The sequence below is a fragment of the Pseudomonas sp. GW821-FHT09C10 genome, from assembly GCF_059418085.1.
Genome location: NZ_JBWKPE010000001.1, coordinates 55370 through 73917 on the forward strand (window position 1 = coordinate 55370; position 18548 = coordinate 73917).

Sequence of the window (18548 nt, forward strand, 5' to 3'; positions counted from 1 at the left end):
ACCATGGAGTTTTCGCCACTGCGCAAGGCTGCGATCCGCCTGGCCTGCCTGCACGCTGATGATCGTCAATGGATCCTGGCCAATTTAGCCGTTGATGAACGCCGAAAAATAGACGCGTTGTTGAGCGAAATCAACGAATTGGGGCTGGCCAGCGAACCGTCGGTGATGGCTGGGTTGATCAATGAACTGGCGGCACAGCCTCAGGTCCAGGCAAGTGCTCATAGCCATGTTATCCACGAACGGTTGCTCAAGGCCGGCCACCCATTCTGGGCCGGCTTGGTCTTGCAGTTGGAAACGCCCGTACAACGGCGTGAAGCGTTGAGCTCATTGGCCAACAGTGCGTCGATAAGGCGTTGGGACACGGCTTTCGCAAAGCACACAATGCCGCCTGCACTGGTCAGCAGCCTGCAAGAGTATCTGGCGCGCTCAGGAGGCCAGGATGAGCGCTAAGGTGCCGGGTCCGCAAACCGTGCTGCGTCAGCCAGGGCTGGGGGCCGGTGGGCGGCGCCTGCCGGTTATGGGGCCGCCGGGTAGCGTCGATCCTGTTGTCACTCCGTCCCCGGCACTGGAGGTCCTGCGCGCGACGTTTGCGCAGGAACTGGCCGATTTGCACCAGCAATCCCACGCCGCAGGCCTGGCTCAGGCTCGCACTGAATTTGCCAAACAGGCAGCCACGGAGCTGGCTCAACAGCAGCAGGCCTGGCTGAAGAAAGAAGCGGCGTTGCGCGAAGCGTTGGAGTCTCAACGATTGCAACTGGTCGAGCTGGCCAGCCAGTTGGAGAAACAAGGCTCGCAGATGATTGCCTCGATGACACCGGCGGTTGGCCGGTTGGCGTTGGCAGTGGTCGTGCGGTTGCTGGGGCAGCATGCTCCCGGTCGGTCGTTGGTGGCCGATATGGCCCGGCAGGCGATTGAAGAGTATCAATTGCAGGCACCGCTGCGCATCCGCATCGCCGCTTTGGATTTCGCCACGCTACAGGCCTGCATGCAGGACGATCCGTTACTGGCGTTGTTTCAGCCGGACGCGGCAGCGACACCGGGCAGTTGCCTGATCGACCATGGCATTGGCCAACTCGACGCTGGTTTGGACACACAGCTTGCGGCCCTTAAAGCGCTATTAGCTCCCGATAAAAGGGGGGATGCCAATGTGGCAGGTGTATGAAGATCAGCGGATAGCAGAGCTGGCACGGACGAAGCTGTGTCGGCGCCTGGGACGTTTGATTTCAATCCAGGGCCTGATACTGCAGGCGACCGGGCTGGATGTGAAGTTGGGCGAATTAGTGGACATTGTGCCGGCGGCCGGGGGCGACGCGCTCGTTGCCGAAGTGGTCGGTTTACGCCGTGAGTGCGTATTGCTCATGCCTTATGGTCCGGTAGACGGGTTGTGCCTGGCCAGTGAGGTGATTGCCCGTGGTGAGGCTTATCGGGTGCCAGTGGGGCAGGGACTATTGGGCCGTGTGCTGGACGCCACTTGCCAGCCTTTGGATGATAAACCTGTGCCATCGGGTCTGGTGCTGATGCCGCGTTTTGTTGCCCCCATCAATCCGTTGCATCGCTCACCTATCAGCCAGGTGCTGGTCACTGGAGTGAAGGCGGTTGACGTATTTATGCCATTGGGGCGTGGGCAGCGCGTGGGGATTTTTGCGGGCAGCGGCGTGGGCAAAAGCACACTGCTGGGGATGATGAGTCAGTACGCGGAAGCTGATGTGATTGTCATCGCCCTGATTGGTGAGCGCGGCCGGGAAGTCGGCGATTTCATTCGTGAAAGCCTGGGCCCCGAGGGCTTGAAAAGGGCCGTAGTCATCGCCGCTGCGGCTGAGCAACCTGCGGTGCTGCGGCGCCAGGCGGCCTACACGGCGACCACCATCGCTGAGTGGTTTCGTGCCCAGGGTCAGCATGTGCTGTTGATCATGGATTCGATCACCCGTTTTGCCCTGGCGCAGCGTGAAATTGGTTTGTCCACCGGGGAGCCAATGGGCAGCCGGGGCTACACCCCTTCGGTGTTTGCGCTCCTGCCACCGCTAATGGAGCGTGCCGGCGGCCTCAATGGTCAAGGCTCGATCACCGGCGTTTATACCGTCCTGGTGGAAGGTGACGATATGAATGAGCCGGTAGCGGACCATATGCGCGCCATTCTCGACGGGCACATCGTCCTGAGCCGGAGCATCGCCGCGCGGGGCCATTGGCCTGCGATCGATGTGTTGCACAGTGTCAGCCGCCTCGCCAATGCGCTGCGCAGCGACGAGCAAAAAGCCCAGGTCGATTATCTTCGTGCGGGGATGGGGGCTTACCAGAGCAGCGCGGACCTGATTGAGTTGGGAGCCTATGAGAAGGGCACCAGCCCATTGCTGGATAGCATGATCATGCTTAAGCCACAGTTCGATGAACTGCTCAAACAGCGCTCGAACGAACATGTACTGACGGCTGACGCCTGGAAGACCGTGCGGCGCTTGTCGCAACAACTGACCGCAGGAGCCGCCCATGCAGGATGAACAGCGCAAGCTCAGGCAACTGGCGGCCGCGGCCCGCTTGCGAGCATTGCAACGGGAAAAAGCTGCATTGAGTCACGCTGCCTGTTTACGCGGTGTGCGCACCGCCGAACGCCTGCTGGAGGAAGAGCACCAGCGGTATGCGCAACTCCAATCGTCGTTTGAGCAGCAAGGTCGCGTAGGCGTGGCGTTGGACCCGGCGCAATACGAGCAGCGCCTACTGGCCCAATCGCAGAGTTTTGCTGCGTTGAAGTCTCGGGTACGGGCCTTGGGCGAGGTACAGGACGAGGAAAGCGCATGCAGGACGCTGTTGGGGCGCCGCACGCTTGAGGTGCAGGTGACGCAAAAGGCCTTCAACACGGTATTGCATGACCTGCAGTGCTACCTGAGGGATCAGGAATCCATCGATATCTTTGACGCGCAGCAGGCGCGAGGGGCGGGTCATGGGGCTTAACGTCGGGGTATCGCTGTGGGTTACGCCGCCGGACGCGCAGGCGCCAGCGCTCAGTAACAACAAGCCCCAAGGGCCTACATTTGCGCAGAGAGCGGGGGTTGAGCCGTTGCTGGCAAAGGCGGATCAATTGTTGCCGCCAACCGATGATCATCTGGCCCAGGAGGCTGGTTTGCTCAATATTCAGCGCCTGCTTCAGTCGAGTTTGAAAACACCCGAGAGGGGCGTGTTGGAGCTCTATAGCCTCGGGCTTCGTGCTGGAAAACATCTTTCGTATGTGCCGCAATTATTTGAGCAGACGACACATGTTGAACGCGGGGTTGCTGCGGCTGATAACGAACGTGCGTTCTATCAAGCCGGAGGCGGCCTCCCGCTTCAAAGGCCATTACCCTCAGTTGAAGATCACAGCGCCCTTGAGCAGAAAACCGTACACCTTGCCAGCGATAACTTGGCGGATGCCGGCCATGAAGTGCCCGGTGCGGGTCCGGCCCTGGCCTACTTGATAAGAAAGTGGCCAGAACGTCATGTACAGGTTTTGCCAAGGGGTAAAGGCATCGAAGTGATCATTCGCGACTACCACCTGGGCCCGGAGGAGCAGCGGGCCCTGGTGCAAGACCTGACACGTCAGGCTGTACGCCCTGAAAGCATCTGGATCAATGGCCAGCCAGCGTGGCAGGCCCCGTCTCTCTCACGTCATTCAACAGGCGACTCCCATGGCCATTGAAGCGATCGGCAACGAACTGAGTACCACCACCTCGGAGCTGGCGCAAAGCCGCTTGGGCCAGGAGGACTTTATCAAGTTGTTCCTCACCGAGTTGACGTTCCAGGACCCTCTGGAACCCATCAACAACCGTGAATTTTTGGCCCAGATGGCGCAGTTCGCCAACCTTGAGCAGACCCGCGTCACCAATGAAAACACCAATAACTTGGTGTCGATGAGCGCGACGTCGCAGTCTCTCGGGCTCCTGGGGCGTCAGGTGGAGATCAATATGACCACGGGAGGTAGCGTGATCGGTTCGGTATCAGCCATTGCGTTTTCCTCGACTGGACCAGTGCTCTCTATCAAAAAAGCCGACGGCTCCGTGCTTACGGACGTGCGTCTCTCGCAAATCAAACTGGTCAGGCAGGGGGCGTGATGCTGCAAGCTTTCTATAACGGAATGAGTGGCCTGTTTTCCTTTTCCAAGGGCTTGGACAACGTTTCCAATAACGTTTCCAATATGAACACCCCTGGGTACCGCGGTAGCGACACGTTTTACCGCAGCGTCAACGGCCAGAATGGACAAAGCTTTGGCGCCGGCATCGCCGGTACCGAGGTGCGGATCAAGCCCGGCGAAAACCGTCAGACCGGCAACAACACCAACGTTGCCGTCAACGGTTCAGGTTACTTCGTGCTGCGCGATGTACGCGGTGAGCTGTCTTACACACGGGCCGGGCAGTTCCAGGTGGACCAGGACGGGTATCTGGTGGACACCGTGACCCAATTGAAAGTGGCAGGTATCGACTCTGCGGGCAACTTGCGCGACATCAATATCAAGGGCCAGCGGACGTTGCCACCTAAGGCCACCACCCGCATCGAGATGATAGGTGCCTTGGCGCGTAGCGGCCCTACGGATTCCACCCACCAGATCAACTCAATCCAGGTGTTTGACGCGACGGGCGCCAGCCACACGTTGAGTGTCAAGTTTGAGCCGCAAACCACACCGCCCAACAGCTGGAAAGTCAGTGTTTCAGATGCCAGCGGCGCATTGCTGCAAAGCGGCACCATTGCCTTTGGTCCTGACGGCAGTCCCGTGGCAGGCTCCAATACGCTGAACTTCACCCTGACCGCCAACGGCGCCGCCCAGAGCATTCAGTTGGATTTCGGTACGCCAGGCAGTTTCAACCTGGCCTCACAGGTGGCCAGTGGTCCGAGCCACACCTTGGGCGCTCGTGTGGTCGACGGCAGTGCGATTGCGGGGTTGAGCAGTTACGCCTTCGATGAGAAAGGCGTTCTGCAATTTACCTATGCCAACGGCGAAAAACGCACCGGTAGCCAGTTGGCCCTGGCCGATTTTGCTGACGAGACAGCGCTGATTGCTGGCGCGAATTCGCAGTACAGGACGCCCTCGACCCTGCGTGCCGAATTTGGCAGGGCAGGTGAGGCTCAGTTCGGCCGTATCCAAGGCGGTTACCTTGAGTTGTCCAATGTCGACCTGGCGCAGGAGTTCGGCGACATCCTCATCATCCAGCGCGGTTATCAGGCCAGCTCCCGGGTTATGACGGTCTCCAACGAAATGCTGGAGCAACTCTACAACGGCACTCGGGGTGGGTAATCGATGAGAGCGTTGGGGTTTATTGGCAAGAGCCGCTGGAGCGCAGCCACAGAAAAACTGCCACCGGCGGTGGAAGCCTGGCGTGAGCAATGGTGCTTCAGCCAGATGGGAAAACCTTGGCAGATTGAGTGCCTGGAGCGTGTTGATACCGCTGACCAGGAGCGCGCGTACCCTCTGACGTGGCTAAAGGCCGGTAGTGCAGGTGCTGCGGTGTATGTGGCGGGCGACTGGACGGCACTGGTGTTTGGCGCATTCGCCCAGGAGTTGCCTGCAGACGAAACCTCGGACTATTTGCTTCAGGGCGCCCAGCGAGCACTGGTCAATGGTGTCTTGGCGTCAATCGGCCAGGCGCCAGCCGCAGAATTGCTGGCGGCACCGCCAAGAGCACTCGGCAAACCGATGAGTACCGACATTCTACTGCGCGTCAGCGTTGAGTCTTTTCGGGTCTATGTCGTGCTGGACGCTGCGTTGTTGAACAACGCGCTGGGACCACACGCGGTCAAGCCGCCGCTGTTCCCGCGTGAAAATGCCCTGGGCAAGGCCAAGGTCAAGCTGTCGCTGCAATTGCCACTCGCCAGCCTGTCCATTGGCGAGATGAACGACCTGCACCCGGGGGACACCTTGCGCGCTCAGGCACTGCTTTCCCAAACCTTGAAATTGCGGGTCGGCACGAGTGTAGTCGCGTCGGGATACCTCGCCCGGCAGCAGGACAATCTCGCCGTACAACTGATTTCCGGTCAATCGCCAAAGGAGTTTTAGCGTGACAGCTACAGTCGATTCAATCGAGTTGGAAGAGGCAAAAAACGTCGCCAATGAAAGCATGCCGGCGCTGATCAAGCGGGACATGAACCTGATCAAACATGTGGTCGTGGAACTGGTGGTTGAGCTAGGCAACGCGTCGATGAGTGTCGACGAACTGTTTGCGCTCAAGAGCGGGGACATCGTCAAGCTCTTGCAGCAAGTCCACGAACCCGCGTCGCTGTGCCTGGATGGCAAGGCCGTGGCGCGTGGCAACCTGGTTGCCGTCGACGACAACTTTGGCATTCAGTTGACGGAAATACTGTGACCACGGACATTACTTCCCAGCCCATGGGCTTACCGCTTCGCCAGGACGACCCGGTATCGTTTGTACTCATGATCAAGGTGCTATTGGTCACGGCTTTATTGCTGGCCATTGTGTACTTGGTCATGCGTTGGTACGCCAAGCGTCAGGCAACTGGTAGTGCAAGTGCGCCGACTACGGAGTTGAACTGTACTCGAGCACTGAGGCTATCGACCAAAACCAAGGTCTATCTCTTGCGTGCGGAGGGGACCCAGGTATTGGTCACGGAATCATCCAACGGTGCGACGGTGACTGTGCTCAGCCAATCTGCCTCTGCGCCCGCTCCGGATCTTCAATCGTGATGATCCGAGGCCTTGCGCTTTTGCTCCTGGGGTTACTGCCTCTGACGGCATTGGCCACCGACGACTTTTCTGAGTGGGGCAGCCTGCACATCAATCAGATCCAGTCGCCCGTCAGCATTGTGGTGCTGCTGACAGCACTGTCGTTTGTGCCCTTTATGGTGATCGCCCTCACCACCTTCACCCGAAATATTGTGGTGCTGTCACTGACGCGCCAGGCGCTTGGCTTGCAGCAAACGCCACCGAATATCGTGTTGATCGTGCTGTCGATGTTTCTGACCTTGTTTGCCATGGCGCCTACCCTGGAAAAAACCTACGACATTGGTGTCCGCCCGTTTCTTGCCAGCAAGGTCGGTTTAGAGGGGGCCGCCCAGCAAGGCTGGGTGCCGATTCGCGACTTTATGGTTCGTCAGACTCATGAGTCTGATCTGCGGCTGATCTACGAGCTTGCCAAGGCGCCGCTACCCTCAAGCCCGGACGGCCTCTCTCCAGTCAAATTGGTGCCAGCCTTCATGCTGAGCGAGTTGAAGGTCGCCTTCCAGATTGGCTTCATGATTTTCCTTCCATTTTTGATCATTGACCTGGTGGTGGCCTCAATCTTGATGTCCCTGGGGATGATCATGGTGCCGCCCATCACCATTTCACTGCCGTTGAAAATCATGTTGTTCTTGCTCATTGATGGTTGGGGATTGATCGCCCAGACATTGATGCGTGGTTTGGGTTAGCCAGAGTCGACCCACTCCATGGAACCGGAAAAAGATGCTGACAAAACCGATGAGCTTTCGCTCTGGCAGGCTTGGCTGAGCGAAAAATCCAGCGATGCCCGCAGTCATCTGTTTTTCTTTTACGGGCAGTGGTTGCGCATGATTACGCGCTTGCTTTACGTGCGTTATCCCCACCCACTCGCCGAGTGGCACGACTACGTGAATCTGGCGTCTATCGGCTTGCTGCAAGCCATCGACCGATTTAATCCGGCGTTGAACACCCGTTTTCAGGCTTATGCCGAACCCTATGTGAAAGGCAACGTACTCAAAGGCTTGGCGTGTTACGTACGCGATAGCCGAAAAATGTACCAGGACCGTCTTGTGAGCCTGTCTGGCAGCGAGGACGAAGGCGCGAGCGATCTGGAGCACGTTGCCAACGTCGCGATAGGATTAGCGTTTGGACTGTTCTTGGAGTCAGGCATCATTGATCATGAGCCTGAGGCCAGTAACCCTTTGAATGTGTATGAAGTGGAGCAAAACCATGACCACCTTAATGAGTGTGTGAAACAGCTGCCGCCCAACGAGCAGCGGTTGATCGTCGCTCATTACTATCAACATTTGAGCTTCACGGAGATCAGTGAGTTGATGGGCCTTTCGAAAGGGCGGATTTCACAGTTGCATGCTCAAGCGTTGAAGCGTGTGCGGCAAAGTCATGAGCATTTCATGGGCGGGGTGCGGTGGTGAACATCAATGTGGCGCTGGCCTTAAGAGGATCCTTAGCCAGCGCGCTGCAGATCGTCAGGCGGTAGGTCTGACCCGGAAGGCAAGGAACAGCGGGCCGCACGGGAATGTACTGATTTCCAGCTCATCCAGCGGGTTAAGCGTGCGTGTACGGTTCCCAGCGTTGCTGTAGATCGTGTGGCTGCTCGATGCTGAGATGTTGATCTTGCCGGCGGCCGCTTGAATGAGAGTGGCCTTGAATCCTTCAGTCACATCGTCACTTACCGTAAGTGTGACGTCAGTGTTGCTGATAACCAGAATCGACTTACCTGAATCCGCCATGGTCAGGGCTCTGCTGCCAGTGATCGAAACATTCGTGTGCACGTGGCCGCCGGCGTGGTAACTGACCATCCTGGGGTCGGCAAAGACACGGGCGAAGGCGCCGACATAATTGACACTGGTGCGCATGTCATCGAATTGCTCAACAACATAGGTGCCGATGCTACCGGAGACCTCTGCGCTAGGGTCTAGAACCCATTTGCGTCCGACCATCTGCCCGATCTGGGTGTTGTCGCGTACACCTGCACGCATCTCTTCAAGAAACAATGCGCTGATCTGGCCGCCACCTTTGCCCTGGGCATAGGTTAACCGTGCTATTGAGTGGCAGTCTCCCGTAGGGTTGCCTTGGGAGGTATCGACCCGGTAGTCGAGAAAGTCTGCCGAGACGATGGTGGTCGTAGTATTGGCGTTAGGCGCCCAAGTGAAATCCAAGACCCGGCCGGTTTTGACCTGCTCCAGGGAGGTGGTGCTCTGCGAGGTAGTGGTAGAGCCTGACTGCTTCAAATCATCGTTCATAATACTCATCCTTAAGTAAGGTTCGTGCGTGAGTGCGGGTCGAAATGTGCCGAGGCGTATGACCGCCGTCCTACAGCCATTTGTCCTGCCGCGTAGTGGTGCTTCCTTTGATCCGGATCGAATACACCGTCAGCGGTCACTATGGGTAACCTTGTATATATATACAGTAATTTAGATTCTGTCGTCACTCGCCTTTTCGACGAGTTGCAGAGGATTCTGATTTGATGTTCGGTCGGCAGAACGCCGGGGACACAGTAGCGATAAGCACCTTTTAGGACGGGTCAAACCAACAACCTCCGTTCGGGGCAGGTCGTGATCATCGTACGAATTTCACATACACCCATTCAGGATCGTGTTCATCAAGGTTCGCGATCTGCCCGCTTGATACAAAACCCGCCTTTGTAATGAATGCCTGTGAAGCGATGTTCCCCGCATTAGTCGACACAAACAGCAGTCGACACAAACAGCTAGGGCGTTTTGCACGCCGCTTCGGCCGCTGCAAGCAAACGTAGCGCGACGCCTTTTCGCTGATGGGGAAACCACTTCCAGCGCAACATGAACCTCGTTACGAGCCATCCCCCAAAAAACATTTTGACAGGGCTCTAGGACAATATTTTCAGCTCAAAAAATCTAAAATATGCCCCCAGATTTGCCCCCGCTCGCACCGGGTGTGCGAGCGATCGCGAATGGCGATTTCTGACACGGACCTCGGTGGCCGTGGCTGGTATTCAGTGCGCCTCCGTATACTGGATGAGCAACCCGTATCTGGCAAACCCTTGCTTGTTCGGAAGAGGGCATGGGTAATGAGTCGATACCTTTAAGCGGTGTTGTCGGGTGTGTTTTTCAGCACCTATCCTTCGCAGTTCATGGCCAGTTAACCCTTTGGGCTAGCTCGGTGATCAGTCATTAGGCAAGTGAGACTGCACTTCCATGGCGTCATGAAGGAGTCTGACGACCTCGATCACGTCGTCGTTTGCCACACGATAGAACACGATATGGCGTGGGCTTTTAACCGTTCCATGGGTTTGTTTGGCCTGCTGGCGTGAGTAGATGAGGTGATAGCTGCGAAGGCCCGGTGCAAGCTCATCGCGGTCGTGGCTGCCAATGCGATAAGGCGTGTCGGCAAGCGCTTGCAGCGCCGCGAGGATCAGTGCCTGGTAGCGCTGGCGTGCTTGACCGCCGAACTGTGTCTGGGAGAGCCTGAGGATGTCAACAATGTCGGCGCGCGCTGCGTTGGTAATCCGATACTGCGGCATACTCAGTGTTTTTCTCTTGTGGGGATGGTGGCCTCCAGGCTCAAGCCCTCGAGAAAGTGCTCCAGATCCCCTTCGTTCAACTGAGTAAAGCGCCCGTGCTCGAGATCCATGATGCCGATTGAGGTCGCTTGACGCAGTGCCTCAATTTTGGCGGTGTCTTCGGCGACGCGCTGCTCCAATAAACGCAAACCTTCTCGCATCACTTCGCTGGCATTCTGATAACGGCCGGACTGCACTAGGTCATGGATAACCTGTTCCTGGTGAGGGGTGAGCACAACGTTTCGCGTCGCCATAACTAGCTCCAGTTCCATGCAAACAGGTACTTTTGATTGTTGGCATATTATGCCATTTTCGTTCAGGGGAATAGTTTGGGGCCGACATTCGGCGATCAGGTGATGGCTGACTCGGCGCTAATCAGCAAGATTCAAAGTGATCCACCCATTAATAAAACAACCTGTAGATTGATTTGAAGATTGATATGCCTGACTGTGCGTGGGAGGAGGCGTTCGATGTGTGCTTCTTGATCCGCCCTGAAATCGATCGGCATGTTCGATGCCCATCAATATTTGCGTTTAGAGGCATCAAGAGAGGTTCCAATGCCCTACGAGTTAGAAAATCGCCTGGTGATTGGCGTCGCTTCCAGCGCTGTGTTTGATTTGTTGGCATCGGACGCAGTGTTTCAGAGTCAGGGGGAGGAGGAATACCGCAAGTTTCAGCAAGAAAATCTTCACGTACCGCTTCCTAAGGGGATAGCGTTCCCCTTCATCAAGCGCTTACTGTCAGTGAATGACCTTAGCGTCGATCCTACGGATCCGCTCGTCGAGGTAATACTGCTTTCGCGCAATGATCCCGACACTGGGCTGCGCGTGCTGAAGACTATCGAGCACTATGGCCTTGGGATGACAAGGGCGATTTTCATGCAGGGAAAATCCCCTTATGAATACATACCAGCACTGAATATCGCTTTATTTTTGTCGGGTGACAAAAAAGACGTGGAAGCGGCAATCAAGGCCGGGTACCCGGCTGGCCAGGTGCTCGATTCAAAATTTGAAGACGACGAAGCTGATAAAACCCTACGTATCGCATTCGACTTTGACGGCGTACTCGCCGGCGATGAGTCCGAAACAATCATGCAGGCCTCTGGATTGTCTGAGTTCCATGCGCACGAAGTGAAAAACGTTATGCAGCCCCATAACCCGGGGCCGCTGAAGGAGTTCATGGTGCGGATATCCAAAATCCAGTCGGTCGAGGAGAAGCACAAAAAGCTCAATCCTAAATACGAAAACCGCATACGCGTCTCGATCGTCACAGCCCGCAATGCTCCGTCTCATGAGCGTGCGATGAATACACTCAAGAGTTGGGGGTGTCATGGCCAATGACGCATTCTTCCTGGGTGGCATAGAGAAAGGCAAAATTTTAGGCGTATTGAAACCACACATCTTCTTCGATGACCAATCAGGGCACCTTAAATCGACTAGCGCCGTTGCTCCATCCGTGCACATTCCTTTCGGCATCACCAACCATGTCGCTACTGTGGATGCGCTAGAGCCTGAAGCGGATCAGGTCCAGCAGGTGGTGTAACACGGTGGCTTGAGCGCGTAGTACTACAGGAACTCGTATCGGTTCTGTACTGCGTACCCGTTCCAGCCTTGACGACGACGTTGACTCGTCGATTTGCGACCAGTCACCAACGTGCTCGATAGCGAATCCATTTCCCGAACGATGAACCCCAAGGTGGATAGGGTACAACGTGAGTATCGATTCGGTAATTTCCGCCCGGTCTGGTCTGATCGGAGCGGTACCCTTGACAGGTTGGTGGATGAGGGGCCCCGGGGCATCCAGTGCCTTACTATGCCCAAACGGACATAGCGTTTCTTCCATCCATGGCCAAATTCTTTCCAGCACTCGATCATGCGGAATTCCGCAGCAAAGGCGAATTTACGCTTTTTCAGGAACTAGCGGCACTTGACGATGGGGTTGTCGTCATCCACTCGCTACCTTGGCTACGCGGCCGGACAAAGCGGGTGTACTCGCAGGATCTGCAGGACTACCTACGAGGTTCCTTAGATAGGAGGCACCTTGAGCTCCAAACGTTTGGCTCGTGCATCTGTCAGGCTGACAACAGGATAATTGCCGAAAGCCGTGAGTCCTTGCTTGCCATTGGATTTGGTATATCGAAAGCGCCATCCCTTTCGGCCGTTAGGCTGGATTAGCAGAAAAAGGCCATCACCATCGAACAGACCGTATGGGCAATCTTTAGGCTTGGCCGTACGGCAAGCAGCGTCACTGAGGGGGAGCAGTGGTACGTGGCATAAGTACACAACCCATTATCGAACTGGCTTGTATCTCTAAAGCTATACCTAAAAAGCCTGGAACTCGACAGAAACCGCCGGAACGCCATAAACGAAAAAACCCGCCAAGTGGCGGGTTTTAAAGGGTTCCATGGACTTTACTGGCTGTCAGTGGAACTAGAGATGGTGCCGAACCCGGAATCGAATGACGGCATAATATATTGAAAGTATTCAAGTATTTTCTTGGTTCGCGGAAGTTTTATCCCTAAAAATATCCTATTAGGAGTGAAGGCTTCTGGGGCGGTGACGGCCCCAGACCCGCGTTAGAGATCGTAGCTAAAGCTAGCCATTATCGAGCGATCATCCTGCCGGTTGCCAAAGGTACTCATCGCATTCAAGTTCATGCCCCATCCTGAAGGAAGATGGATGTCGACTTGCGCGCTCAGGCGCCCGAATGGTCTTTCGTCCGTCCCGTTGACGGGGGTTTTGATGTTGAAATTGGGCGCGTTGCGTTGAAAGCTTTCAAGCGTTCGATCACTGTCGGTCAGGACTTGCTCTGTGGTCAGGCGCAGCAGTGACTCTACGGATGCCCCGTGGCTATTGATGCGTTTTCCTATCTGCCCACCCAGGCTGGCATTCAGTTGTTCGTATTGCTGGCCGCGCACACCCATTTGCAGTAATGAATCGCCTTGCTCGGAGTAGCCACTGATTCTGCTACGCCAGTAATCCAGGCCGATCACCGGGGCCAACTCAACCGACTCAAAGTGAAACCACCGGCCTGCACGTACTGTGGCACTCAAGACATTGGCATTGGGTGAGGCAGACAGGCTGTCGAACACGCCGGCCCGTGAGATATCGAACTGGCCTGCGCCATAGGCCACCCCCATATTGATAAATGTTCCTCGTGCGGCAAAGCTCGCGAGGACCGCGGCCTGGCCCATTTGCAATGCGGTGTTGCTGCCACCTCTGGTTGCTTGTCTCGATTCGATATCTGAGTAGTTAAGAGCTGCTCCGAGCGTCCATTCACTTGAGAGTCGGTAGTCGACTCCGATACTGATGGTGTCGCTCTTCAAGGTGTTTTTTCCGCGATCGAGCCCAGGCCCCGGTATCTGCGAATGATCGGCCCCATGGGCTGTGCCACCGTTGATAAACACCGTCCATGACGAAGCTTGATCGCGCTCCTGAAGATCGATACCCCGCAGGTCATATCGACTGATCAGCGGCTGAAGAAAATTGGCGCCTGCTGAACCGACCATGGTCGATTGCACGCTGAGCGTGTTTCGAGCATTGATGATATTGGCGATATAACTCGCAATAAGTCTTTCAAAGCGGTCGGTGTAATGAATGCTGTCCTTCATTAAGTAAGTGTTTTGTTGTGCAAGTGTCAACGTGTCGCATTGGTTTGCCTCGCAGTTATCCAGGCTGGTGACATGAGTGAAACCATATTTCACGGGATCGCTGACCGTATTTCTCAATAAGGTCAGTACATCGAAATAGTAGATGTTCACGTTGGAAATATTAAGCGCCAGCAGTTTCTGGTTGAAGTTTTTGCCAGCATTTGAAAGCGCTTCAAGGCCCGGATCTACCGCGGACGAAGGGCCTGCCAATAACGAGACGTCATCAGAACCAATCAGCACAAAGTTATGTGCGCCCAGTGCCTGAAGTGTGCGGATGCCTGTTTCTATATTGTTGACGTAGGTATCCAGTGCCGCGAGGGATGCGTCATCGAAAATGTCGTTGGTGCCAATCCAGATACCAACCAGGTCATTTTCGCCGAGGAATTTTTTTCCACTGACCACGTCACTGCGGAACTTTTCAATTTGGGTTAGAAAACCGGTCGGTGCTCCCACCAAGGCGTCATCAAAACCGCTATATCCACTTTTTGCGCCGCCGATTGCATAGCCATTGGTGTCGCTGAATGAAAGTCCGGACAGACCGGGTAATACTTCGGCCCATGTGCTGCCATTGGTGAATTTCCCATCTGCGCCCGGGTAGCGACCCGGGGCGTTACCGATGGCTGCGCCAAATTCACGCACTGAAATACCATTGTCGGTGAGGCTGTCGCCAAAGGAGTAGAAAGAATTGGCCTGGGCGGAGTAAGACGATAGCGACAAGGCGCCAGCGATCAGGATACTGCGGACTCGCGTGTCTGTGATATTCACTGTCTCTTCCTGTTTTTATTGTTTTGGCAGCGATTCCGTAAATACGGAAAAGTGTATTGGTGATGTAGCCATACGTTCTGGATCGAGAGGATTATGCGCAGGGTAGGGTGAGGTACAAATGCCAGAATTTAAAAAATCACTTGTGTATTTTCTAAACTAATCTACGGATAGTTGTACGTTTGTGTATTTGCAACTTGTTTATGGCCGTTATCAGGAAGTCCTGCAGAAATTTATGTTGCTGGCGTTGATCTATCGCTGAGCCTGCCAGCCAGGTCGGGGCAAATTGCAGTAGGTTCGCGATAAGCCTGGCGATGAGTTCGGCTTCAGGATCAAATATTTGAGCAGGTGTGCCCAAGGTCCTATAAAGATCGCCTTTGTAGTCTTCACGCAGGGTTTGCAAACGCTGCTGTTGCTCTTCGGTCAAGCACCCAATGTCCCGTTCCGCCAGGCGGAAGTGCCAGGGCATCTCTGCATGCAGGCGAAGGTGTACCTGAATTAACAGGTTGAGTTTTTCCGGCTTTTTCACCGCTAAGCGCCTGACGCTGGCGACGGCGGCAAGCAACTCCTCATATAACTCTTCAATCAGGTCGAACAACAAGTCCTGCTTACTGGGGTAATGGTGGTAAAGCGCGCCGGGTGACAGGCCCAGGGAGGAGGCAAGTTCACGCATGCCAACCTGACTGAAGCCTTTGCTGGCCAGCAGTTCCAGCACCTGGGGCCGGTACTGGCCGAAATGCGACCGTCGTTCAGAAACAGGCATCGTCGGGCCTCTCGATAGCTCAAAAAAAGGGAGCGTGACGCGATTGCGCCACGCTCCCGTTAGAAGTTTTCAGTGCTGTGCGGCTTTCTCAGCTCCCCAGCCGGTTTCGGCGCGTACGCTTTGCTGCTCGTATGCATCACGTTCGCTCGTAGTGCTCGGGCTGCGATCCAGGCAGGAAACGCTCCACGCGACGGCGAAGGCCAACGGCATCGAGAACAGGGCGGGGTAGTCGTACGGGAACAAGGCCTCGGGGTGATGCAGTACTTTGACCCATACCCCCGGCGACAGCAGCACCAGCGCCAGTGAGCTGACCAAACCGCTCAGCCCGCCCCATAGAGCGCCACGGCTGGTCAGGCCTTTCCAGTACATAGCCAGCAGCAGAATGGGAAAATTCGACGAGGCCGCAATACCAAATGCCAGCGCCACCAGGAACGCCACGTTCTGACCCTTGAATAGAATCCCCAGCGCAACTGCCAGCACACCCAGGATCACGGTGGCCCAACGGCTGACGCGCATTTCCTTGCCACTGTCGGCTTTGCCCTTGCACAACACGTTGGCGTAGAGGTCATGGGATATCGCGGACGCGCCGGCAAGCGCCAGGCCCGACACCACGGCCAGGATCGTCGCGAAGGCAACGGCGGCGAGGAAGCCGAACATCAGGTCACCGCCCAAGGCTTGTGCCAGGTGCATGATTGCCATGTTCACACCACCCAGCAGGGGGCCGCCAATCACGCCTTGGTCGAAGTAGCTGGGATCGGTACCGACGATGCTGATGGCGGCGGTGCCGAGGATGCACACCAGGATAAAAAACAGACCGATCAAACCATAGGCCACCAGCACCGATTTGCGCGCCGCCTTTGCATCCGGCACGGTGAAAAAGCGCATCATGATATGCGGCAAACCGGCGATGCCGAACACCAGCCCCAAGGACAGGGAAATCATCGACACCGGGTCCGTGGCGATCTTCAATGGTCCGAGAATCAGCTGGCCGCTCTGGTGGGTCGCGACGGCGCTGTCAATCATGCGCTCCATGCTGAAACCAAAGTGCTGGAAGGCCAGCCCTGTCAGCAGGATGCCGCCACTGAGCAGCAGCACGGCCTTGATGATCTGCACCCAGGTGGTCGCCACCATGCCGCCGAACGTGACGTACACCACCATCAGCACACCGACGCAGACCACCGCGACTTCGTAGTCAAGGCCGAACAGCAAGTTGATCAATTGTCCGGCGCCGACCATCTGCACAATCAAGTAGAAACACACGATGACGAACGAACTGAACGCCGAAAACAAGCGAGTGGTCACCGGGTCGAGGCGGTAGGCGATGATGTCGGCCAGGGTGTAGCGCCCCAGGTTGCGTAGACGCTCGGCCATCAGGAACATGATCAAGGGCCAGCCAAGAATCGCACTGACCGAGTAGATCATGCCGTCGAACCCGGTTGAAAACACCATGCTCGATACGCCCAGCAACACGGCGGCGGACATGTAGTCCCCGGCAATCGCAAAGCCATTTTGCACACCACTGATGCCGCCTCCGGCCGTATAGAAGTCCGCTGCTGAGCGCGTGCGGCCAGCCGCCCAGTAGGTGATGCCGACGGTGGTGACAACGAAGGCCAGGAAAATCGCAATGGCGGTCATATTGGGTTGGCGCGCCACAGTTTGGCTGGCTTGTGCCAGGGTTGCAAAGCTGATCAGGCATAGCACCCCAGTGGCCAACAATAGGCGAGGAGCCCTCATGGTTGCACCTCCAACAGCAGCGCCTGGTTCAGCTTGTCGAATACGTGGTTGGCGCGAAATACGTACAGCCCGGTCAATAGCCAGGAGCCGACAATCAGGATGAGTGCCGACCAGATCCCCAGCGTGATGCCACCGCCCACAGGCACATGCAGCAGGACGTGGGGGAACCAGGACACCGCTGCGACAAACAGCGAATAGAGCCCTAACACAATGGCGCTGAGGGTGAAGGTCAGGCGAGCGCGGCGCCGGACCAGTTCGCGATAACGCGGGCTGCTGCGCAACGCCTGGTAGGCAGGGTGCAATGACATGTTGAGCTCCTTGATACCTTGATTGTTATTGGCTGGAGTTTTTTGTTATGGGGTTGCCATGCTTGCGCACAGCGGGTGCTGCATTACGGTCCGCAGCGTTTTCACCCCGCGCGAAGTGCGTGGTGAATCTGCCTTGCAGGGGTAACGTGGACGTTATGTCCGGTATAGGTGGCGCTAGCTTATCCAGTGCTCCACTGGCGATTAAATAACCCGATCCGCCGATTAACTTGCATAACCCGCCAGTCCTGCGCGGCGCCTGTACCTCAGGTTTTTCGCGGGCTGCACCAGCGCGTGGGGGAGAGACCGAAGGCCTTCTTGAAGTGTCGGGTCATATGGCTCTGGTCGAAGAAGCCGGCTTCGACCGACGCATCCGACAATCCTTGCCCGGCCTGGACCAGCGCCTTGACCCGGTCGAGGCGCCGTAGCGTCAGGTAGCGATGGGGGCTGGTGCCGAAAAACTCCCGGAAGTCACTCGATAGGCTCCAGCGGTCGCGCCCGGCGCAGTGGGCGAGGTCGTCGAGGGTAATCGCCTGGTCGAGGTTGTCGTCTATGTATTCGCGTGCGATGGCGGCAGCCGCAAAGTGATGGGACGCGCTGACAACGCCGCTGTTGGCGACGCTGGCGAGGGTGATAACGAACGTGTAAAGCGCGTCATCCTCGGCCATGGAGTCCAGGTCGGCATCCAGTGTATTGAGCAGTGCGTCGGCGGCCATCGCCAGTTGCTGATCCTGCGTGATACAGGCGCCGAAAAAGGGCAGGGCGCTGCCCTTGATGATGTCTTGAACCAGAGACGGCGGCACATACACGCCACGATAGTGGAAGCCGGCGTCGGAGCCGGCGCAACCATCATGGGATTCATCCGGATGGATGATCATGGTTTCGCCGGGCAGGCACAGTTTGCATTCACCCCGATAGTGAAAGCGGTGTACGCCCGACAGGGTGCGCCCGATGGCATAGGTATCGTGTCGGTGCGGATCAAACGCGTGCGAACCGAAGTAGGCTTCAAAACGCTCCACTTTTGAGGTTGGCGTTGCGTGTTTGACCCAGTCTTGTTTCGGTTGTTCGTTCTGCATGTTGGCGCACCGAGGCGATACCGCTGTTGT

General features: G+C 56.4%; 19 protein-coding genes and 2 pseudogenes. 12 read left to right on the top strand and 9 right to left on the bottom strand.

Translation table 11 applies throughout. From position 1 onward, the window contains the following. Positions 1-3 precede the first annotated feature (3 nt). The 11 genes from AC07OT_RS00190 (at position 4) to AC07OT_RS00240 (ending at position 8103) form a co-directional block, all read left to right on the top strand. Entirely contained in the window at positions 4-450 is a 447-nt protein-coding gene (locus tag AC07OT_RS00190; RefSeq protein ID WP_495107060.1) for a hypothetical protein, read from the top strand. After that, on the top strand, positions 440-1162 hold the full coding sequence (locus AC07OT_RS00195; RefSeq protein ID WP_495107061.1) for a FliH/SctL family protein: 723 nt from the start codon (positions 440-442) through the stop codon (positions 1160-1162). The genes AC07OT_RS00190 and AC07OT_RS00195 overlap by 11 nt, the downstream gene beginning before the upstream one ends. Continuing rightward, complete coding sequence (locus AC07OT_RS00200) at positions 1146-2492, top strand: FliI/YscN family ATPase (RefSeq protein ID WP_495107062.1); 1347 nt, start codon at positions 1146-1148, stop codon at positions 2490-2492. The genes AC07OT_RS00195 and AC07OT_RS00200 overlap by 17 nt, the downstream gene beginning before the upstream one ends. Next, positions 2482-2943 carry a hypothetical protein gene (locus AC07OT_RS00205; RefSeq protein ID WP_495107063.1) on the top strand — a complete coding sequence of 154 codons (462 nt, stop codon included), beginning with the start codon at positions 2482-2484 and terminating at the stop codon, positions 2941-2943. Before AC07OT_RS00200 ends, AC07OT_RS00205 begins: the two co-directional genes overlap by 11 nt. Beyond that, a complete protein-coding gene (locus AC07OT_RS00210; RefSeq protein WP_495107064.1) occupies positions 2933-3664 on the top strand; it encodes a hypothetical protein in 732 nt (243 codons plus the stop codon). Before AC07OT_RS00205 ends, AC07OT_RS00210 begins: the two co-directional genes overlap by 11 nt. Further along, positions 3654-4076, top strand: a complete 423-nt coding sequence (locus AC07OT_RS00215; protein WP_150675510.1) for a flagellar hook assembly protein FlgD — start codon at positions 3654-3656, stop codon at positions 4074-4076. Before AC07OT_RS00210 ends, AC07OT_RS00215 begins: the two co-directional genes overlap by 11 nt. Then, positions 4076-5254: a flagellar basal-body rod protein FlgF gene (gene flgF / locus AC07OT_RS00220; protein WP_495107065.1), complete on the top strand. Its 1179-nt coding sequence runs from the start codon at positions 4076-4078 to the stop codon at positions 5252-5254. Before AC07OT_RS00215 ends, flgF begins: the two co-directional genes overlap by 1 nt. Before the next feature lie 3 nt (positions 5255-5257). Beyond that, entirely contained in the window at positions 5258-6013 is a 756-nt protein-coding gene (locus AC07OT_RS00225; protein WP_495107066.1) for a FliM/FliN family flagellar motor C-terminal domain-containing protein, read from the top strand. A 1-nt stretch (position 6014) separates the two neighbouring features. Further along, complete coding sequence (locus tag AC07OT_RS00230) at positions 6015-6320, top strand: FliM/FliN family flagellar motor switch protein (protein ID WP_150675513.1); 306 nt, start codon at positions 6015-6017, stop codon at positions 6318-6320. A gap of 337 nt (positions 6321-6657) precedes the next feature. Beyond that, positions 6658-7380: a flagellar type III secretion system pore protein FliP gene (gene fliP / locus AC07OT_RS00235; RefSeq protein WP_495107510.1), complete on the top strand. Its 723-nt coding sequence runs from the start codon at positions 6658-6660 to the stop codon at positions 7378-7380. An 18-nt stretch (positions 7381-7398) separates the two neighbouring features. Beyond that, positions 7399-8103, top strand: a complete 705-nt coding sequence (locus AC07OT_RS00240; protein ID WP_281112273.1) for a sigma-70 family RNA polymerase sigma factor — start codon at positions 7399-7401, stop codon at positions 8101-8103. Between the two features lie 54 nt (positions 8104-8157). Here the strand turns inward: AC07OT_RS00240 and AC07OT_RS00245 are convergent, their stop codons facing one another. From AC07OT_RS00245 to AC07OT_RS00255, 3 genes are all read right to left on the bottom strand, one after another. Next, entirely contained in the window at positions 8158-8934 is a 777-nt protein-coding gene (locus tag AC07OT_RS00245) for a hypothetical protein (protein ID WP_495107067.1), read from the bottom strand. Positions 8935-9833: 899 nt separating this feature from the next. Further along, positions 9834-10190, bottom strand: a complete 357-nt coding sequence (locus AC07OT_RS00250; RefSeq protein WP_495107068.1) for a type II toxin-antitoxin system RelE/ParE family toxin — start codon at positions 10188-10190, stop codon at positions 9834-9836. 2 nt (positions 10191-10192) lie between these two features. Then, a complete protein-coding gene (locus AC07OT_RS00255; protein ID WP_495107069.1) occupies positions 10193-10483 on the bottom strand; it encodes a type II toxin-antitoxin system ParD family antitoxin in 291 nt (96 codons plus the stop codon). A 303-nt stretch (positions 10484-10786) separates the two neighbouring features. Between AC07OT_RS00255 and AC07OT_RS00260 the strand changes: the two are divergent. Continuing rightward, positions 10787-11771: pseudogene (locus AC07OT_RS00260) on the top strand (5'-nucleotidase). Between the two features lie 497 nt (positions 11772-12268). On the opposite strand, the pseudogene AC07OT_RS00265 reads toward AC07OT_RS00260, so the two are convergent. The 6 genes and pseudogenes from AC07OT_RS00265 to AC07OT_RS00290 all read right to left on the bottom strand — a co-directional run. After that, a pseudogene (locus tag AC07OT_RS00265) lies at positions 12269-12503 on the bottom strand (integrase arm-type DNA-binding domain-containing protein); the annotation flags it as partial. A gap of 301 nt (positions 12504-12804) precedes the next feature. Next, on the bottom strand, positions 12805-14643 hold the full coding sequence (locus AC07OT_RS00270) for an autotransporter domain-containing protein (protein ID WP_495102518.1): 1839 nt from the start codon (positions 14641-14643) through the stop codon (positions 12805-12807). A gap of 151 nt (positions 14644-14794) precedes the next feature. Next, positions 14795-15403, bottom strand: coding sequence for a TetR/AcrR family transcriptional regulator (locus AC07OT_RS00275; RefSeq protein ID WP_424082619.1), 609 nt, complete (start codon positions 15401-15403; stop codon positions 14795-14797). Between the two features lie 69 nt (positions 15404-15472). After that, positions 15473-17137, bottom strand: a complete 1665-nt coding sequence (gene actP, locus AC07OT_RS00280) for a cation/acetate symporter ActP (RefSeq protein ID WP_495107070.1) — start codon at positions 17135-17137, stop codon at positions 15473-15475. Further along, complete coding sequence (locus tag AC07OT_RS00285; protein ID WP_424082623.1) at positions 17134-17445, bottom strand: DUF485 domain-containing protein; 312 nt, start codon at positions 17443-17445, stop codon at positions 17134-17136. Before AC07OT_RS00285 ends, actP begins: the two co-directional genes overlap by 4 nt. Before the next feature lie 263 nt (positions 17446-17708). Further along, entirely contained in the window at positions 17709-18518 is an 810-nt protein-coding gene (locus AC07OT_RS00290) for an AraC family transcriptional regulator (RefSeq protein ID WP_424082625.1), read from the bottom strand. Positions 18519-18548: the final 30 nt, after the last annotated feature.

Excerpts from the sequence above, each read along its gene's own strand:
- AC07OT_RS00225 (WP_495107066.1), top strand. The coding sequence starts at position 5,258 with ATGAGAGCGTTGGGGTTTATTGGCAAGAGCCGCTGGAGCGCAGCCACA.
- actP (WP_495107070.1), bottom strand. The coding sequence starts at position 17,137 with ATGAGGGCTCCTCGCCTATTGTTGGCCACTGGGGTGCTATGCCTGATC.
- AC07OT_RS00240 (WP_281112273.1), top strand. The coding sequence starts at position 7,399 with ATGGAACCGGAAAAAGATGCTGACAAAACCGATGAGCTTTCGCTCTGG.
- AC07OT_RS00255 (WP_495107069.1), bottom strand. The coding sequence starts at position 10,483 with ATGGCGACGCGAAACGTTGTGCTCACCCCTCACCAGGAACAGGTTATC.
- fliP (WP_495107510.1), top strand. The coding sequence starts at position 6,658 with ATGATCCGAGGCCTTGCGCTTTTGCTCCTGGGGTTACTGCCTCTGACG.
- AC07OT_RS00195 (WP_495107061.1), top strand. The coding sequence starts at position 440 with ATGAGCGCTAAGGTGCCGGGTCCGCAAACCGTGCTGCGTCAGCCAGGG.
- AC07OT_RS00190 (WP_495107060.1), top strand. The coding sequence starts at position 4 with ATGGAGTTTTCGCCACTGCGCAAGGCTGCGATCCGCCTGGCCTGCCTG.
- AC07OT_RS00290 (WP_424082625.1), bottom strand. The coding sequence starts at position 18,518 with ATGCAGAACGAACAACCGAAACAAGACTGGGTCAAACACGCAACGCCA.
- flgF (WP_495107065.1), top strand. The coding sequence starts at position 4,076 with ATGCTGCAAGCTTTCTATAACGGAATGAGTGGCCTGTTTTCCTTTTCC.
- AC07OT_RS00205 (WP_495107063.1), top strand. The coding sequence starts at position 2,482 with ATGCAGGATGAACAGCGCAAGCTCAGGCAACTGGCGGCCGCGGCCCGC.
- AC07OT_RS00215 (WP_150675510.1), top strand. The coding sequence starts at position 3,654 with ATGGCCATTGAAGCGATCGGCAACGAACTGAGTACCACCACCTCGGAG.
- AC07OT_RS00285 (WP_424082623.1), bottom strand. The coding sequence starts at position 17,445 with ATGTCATTGCACCCTGCCTACCAGGCGTTGCGCAGCAGCCCGCGTTAT.
- AC07OT_RS00210 (WP_495107064.1), top strand. The coding sequence starts at position 2,933 with ATGGGGCTTAACGTCGGGGTATCGCTGTGGGTTACGCCGCCGGACGCG.
- AC07OT_RS00245 (WP_495107067.1), bottom strand. The coding sequence starts at position 8,934 with ATGAACGATGATTTGAAGCAGTCAGGCTCTACCACTACCTCGCAGAGC.
- AC07OT_RS00200 (WP_495107062.1), top strand. The coding sequence starts at position 1,146 with ATGTGGCAGGTGTATGAAGATCAGCGGATAGCAGAGCTGGCACGGACG.
- AC07OT_RS00250 (WP_495107068.1), bottom strand. The coding sequence starts at position 10,190 with ATGCCGCAGTATCGGATTACCAACGCAGCGCGCGCCGACATTGTTGAC.
- AC07OT_RS00275 (WP_424082619.1), bottom strand. The coding sequence starts at position 15,403 with ATGCCTGTTTCTGAACGACGGTCGCATTTCGGCCAGTACCGGCCCCAG.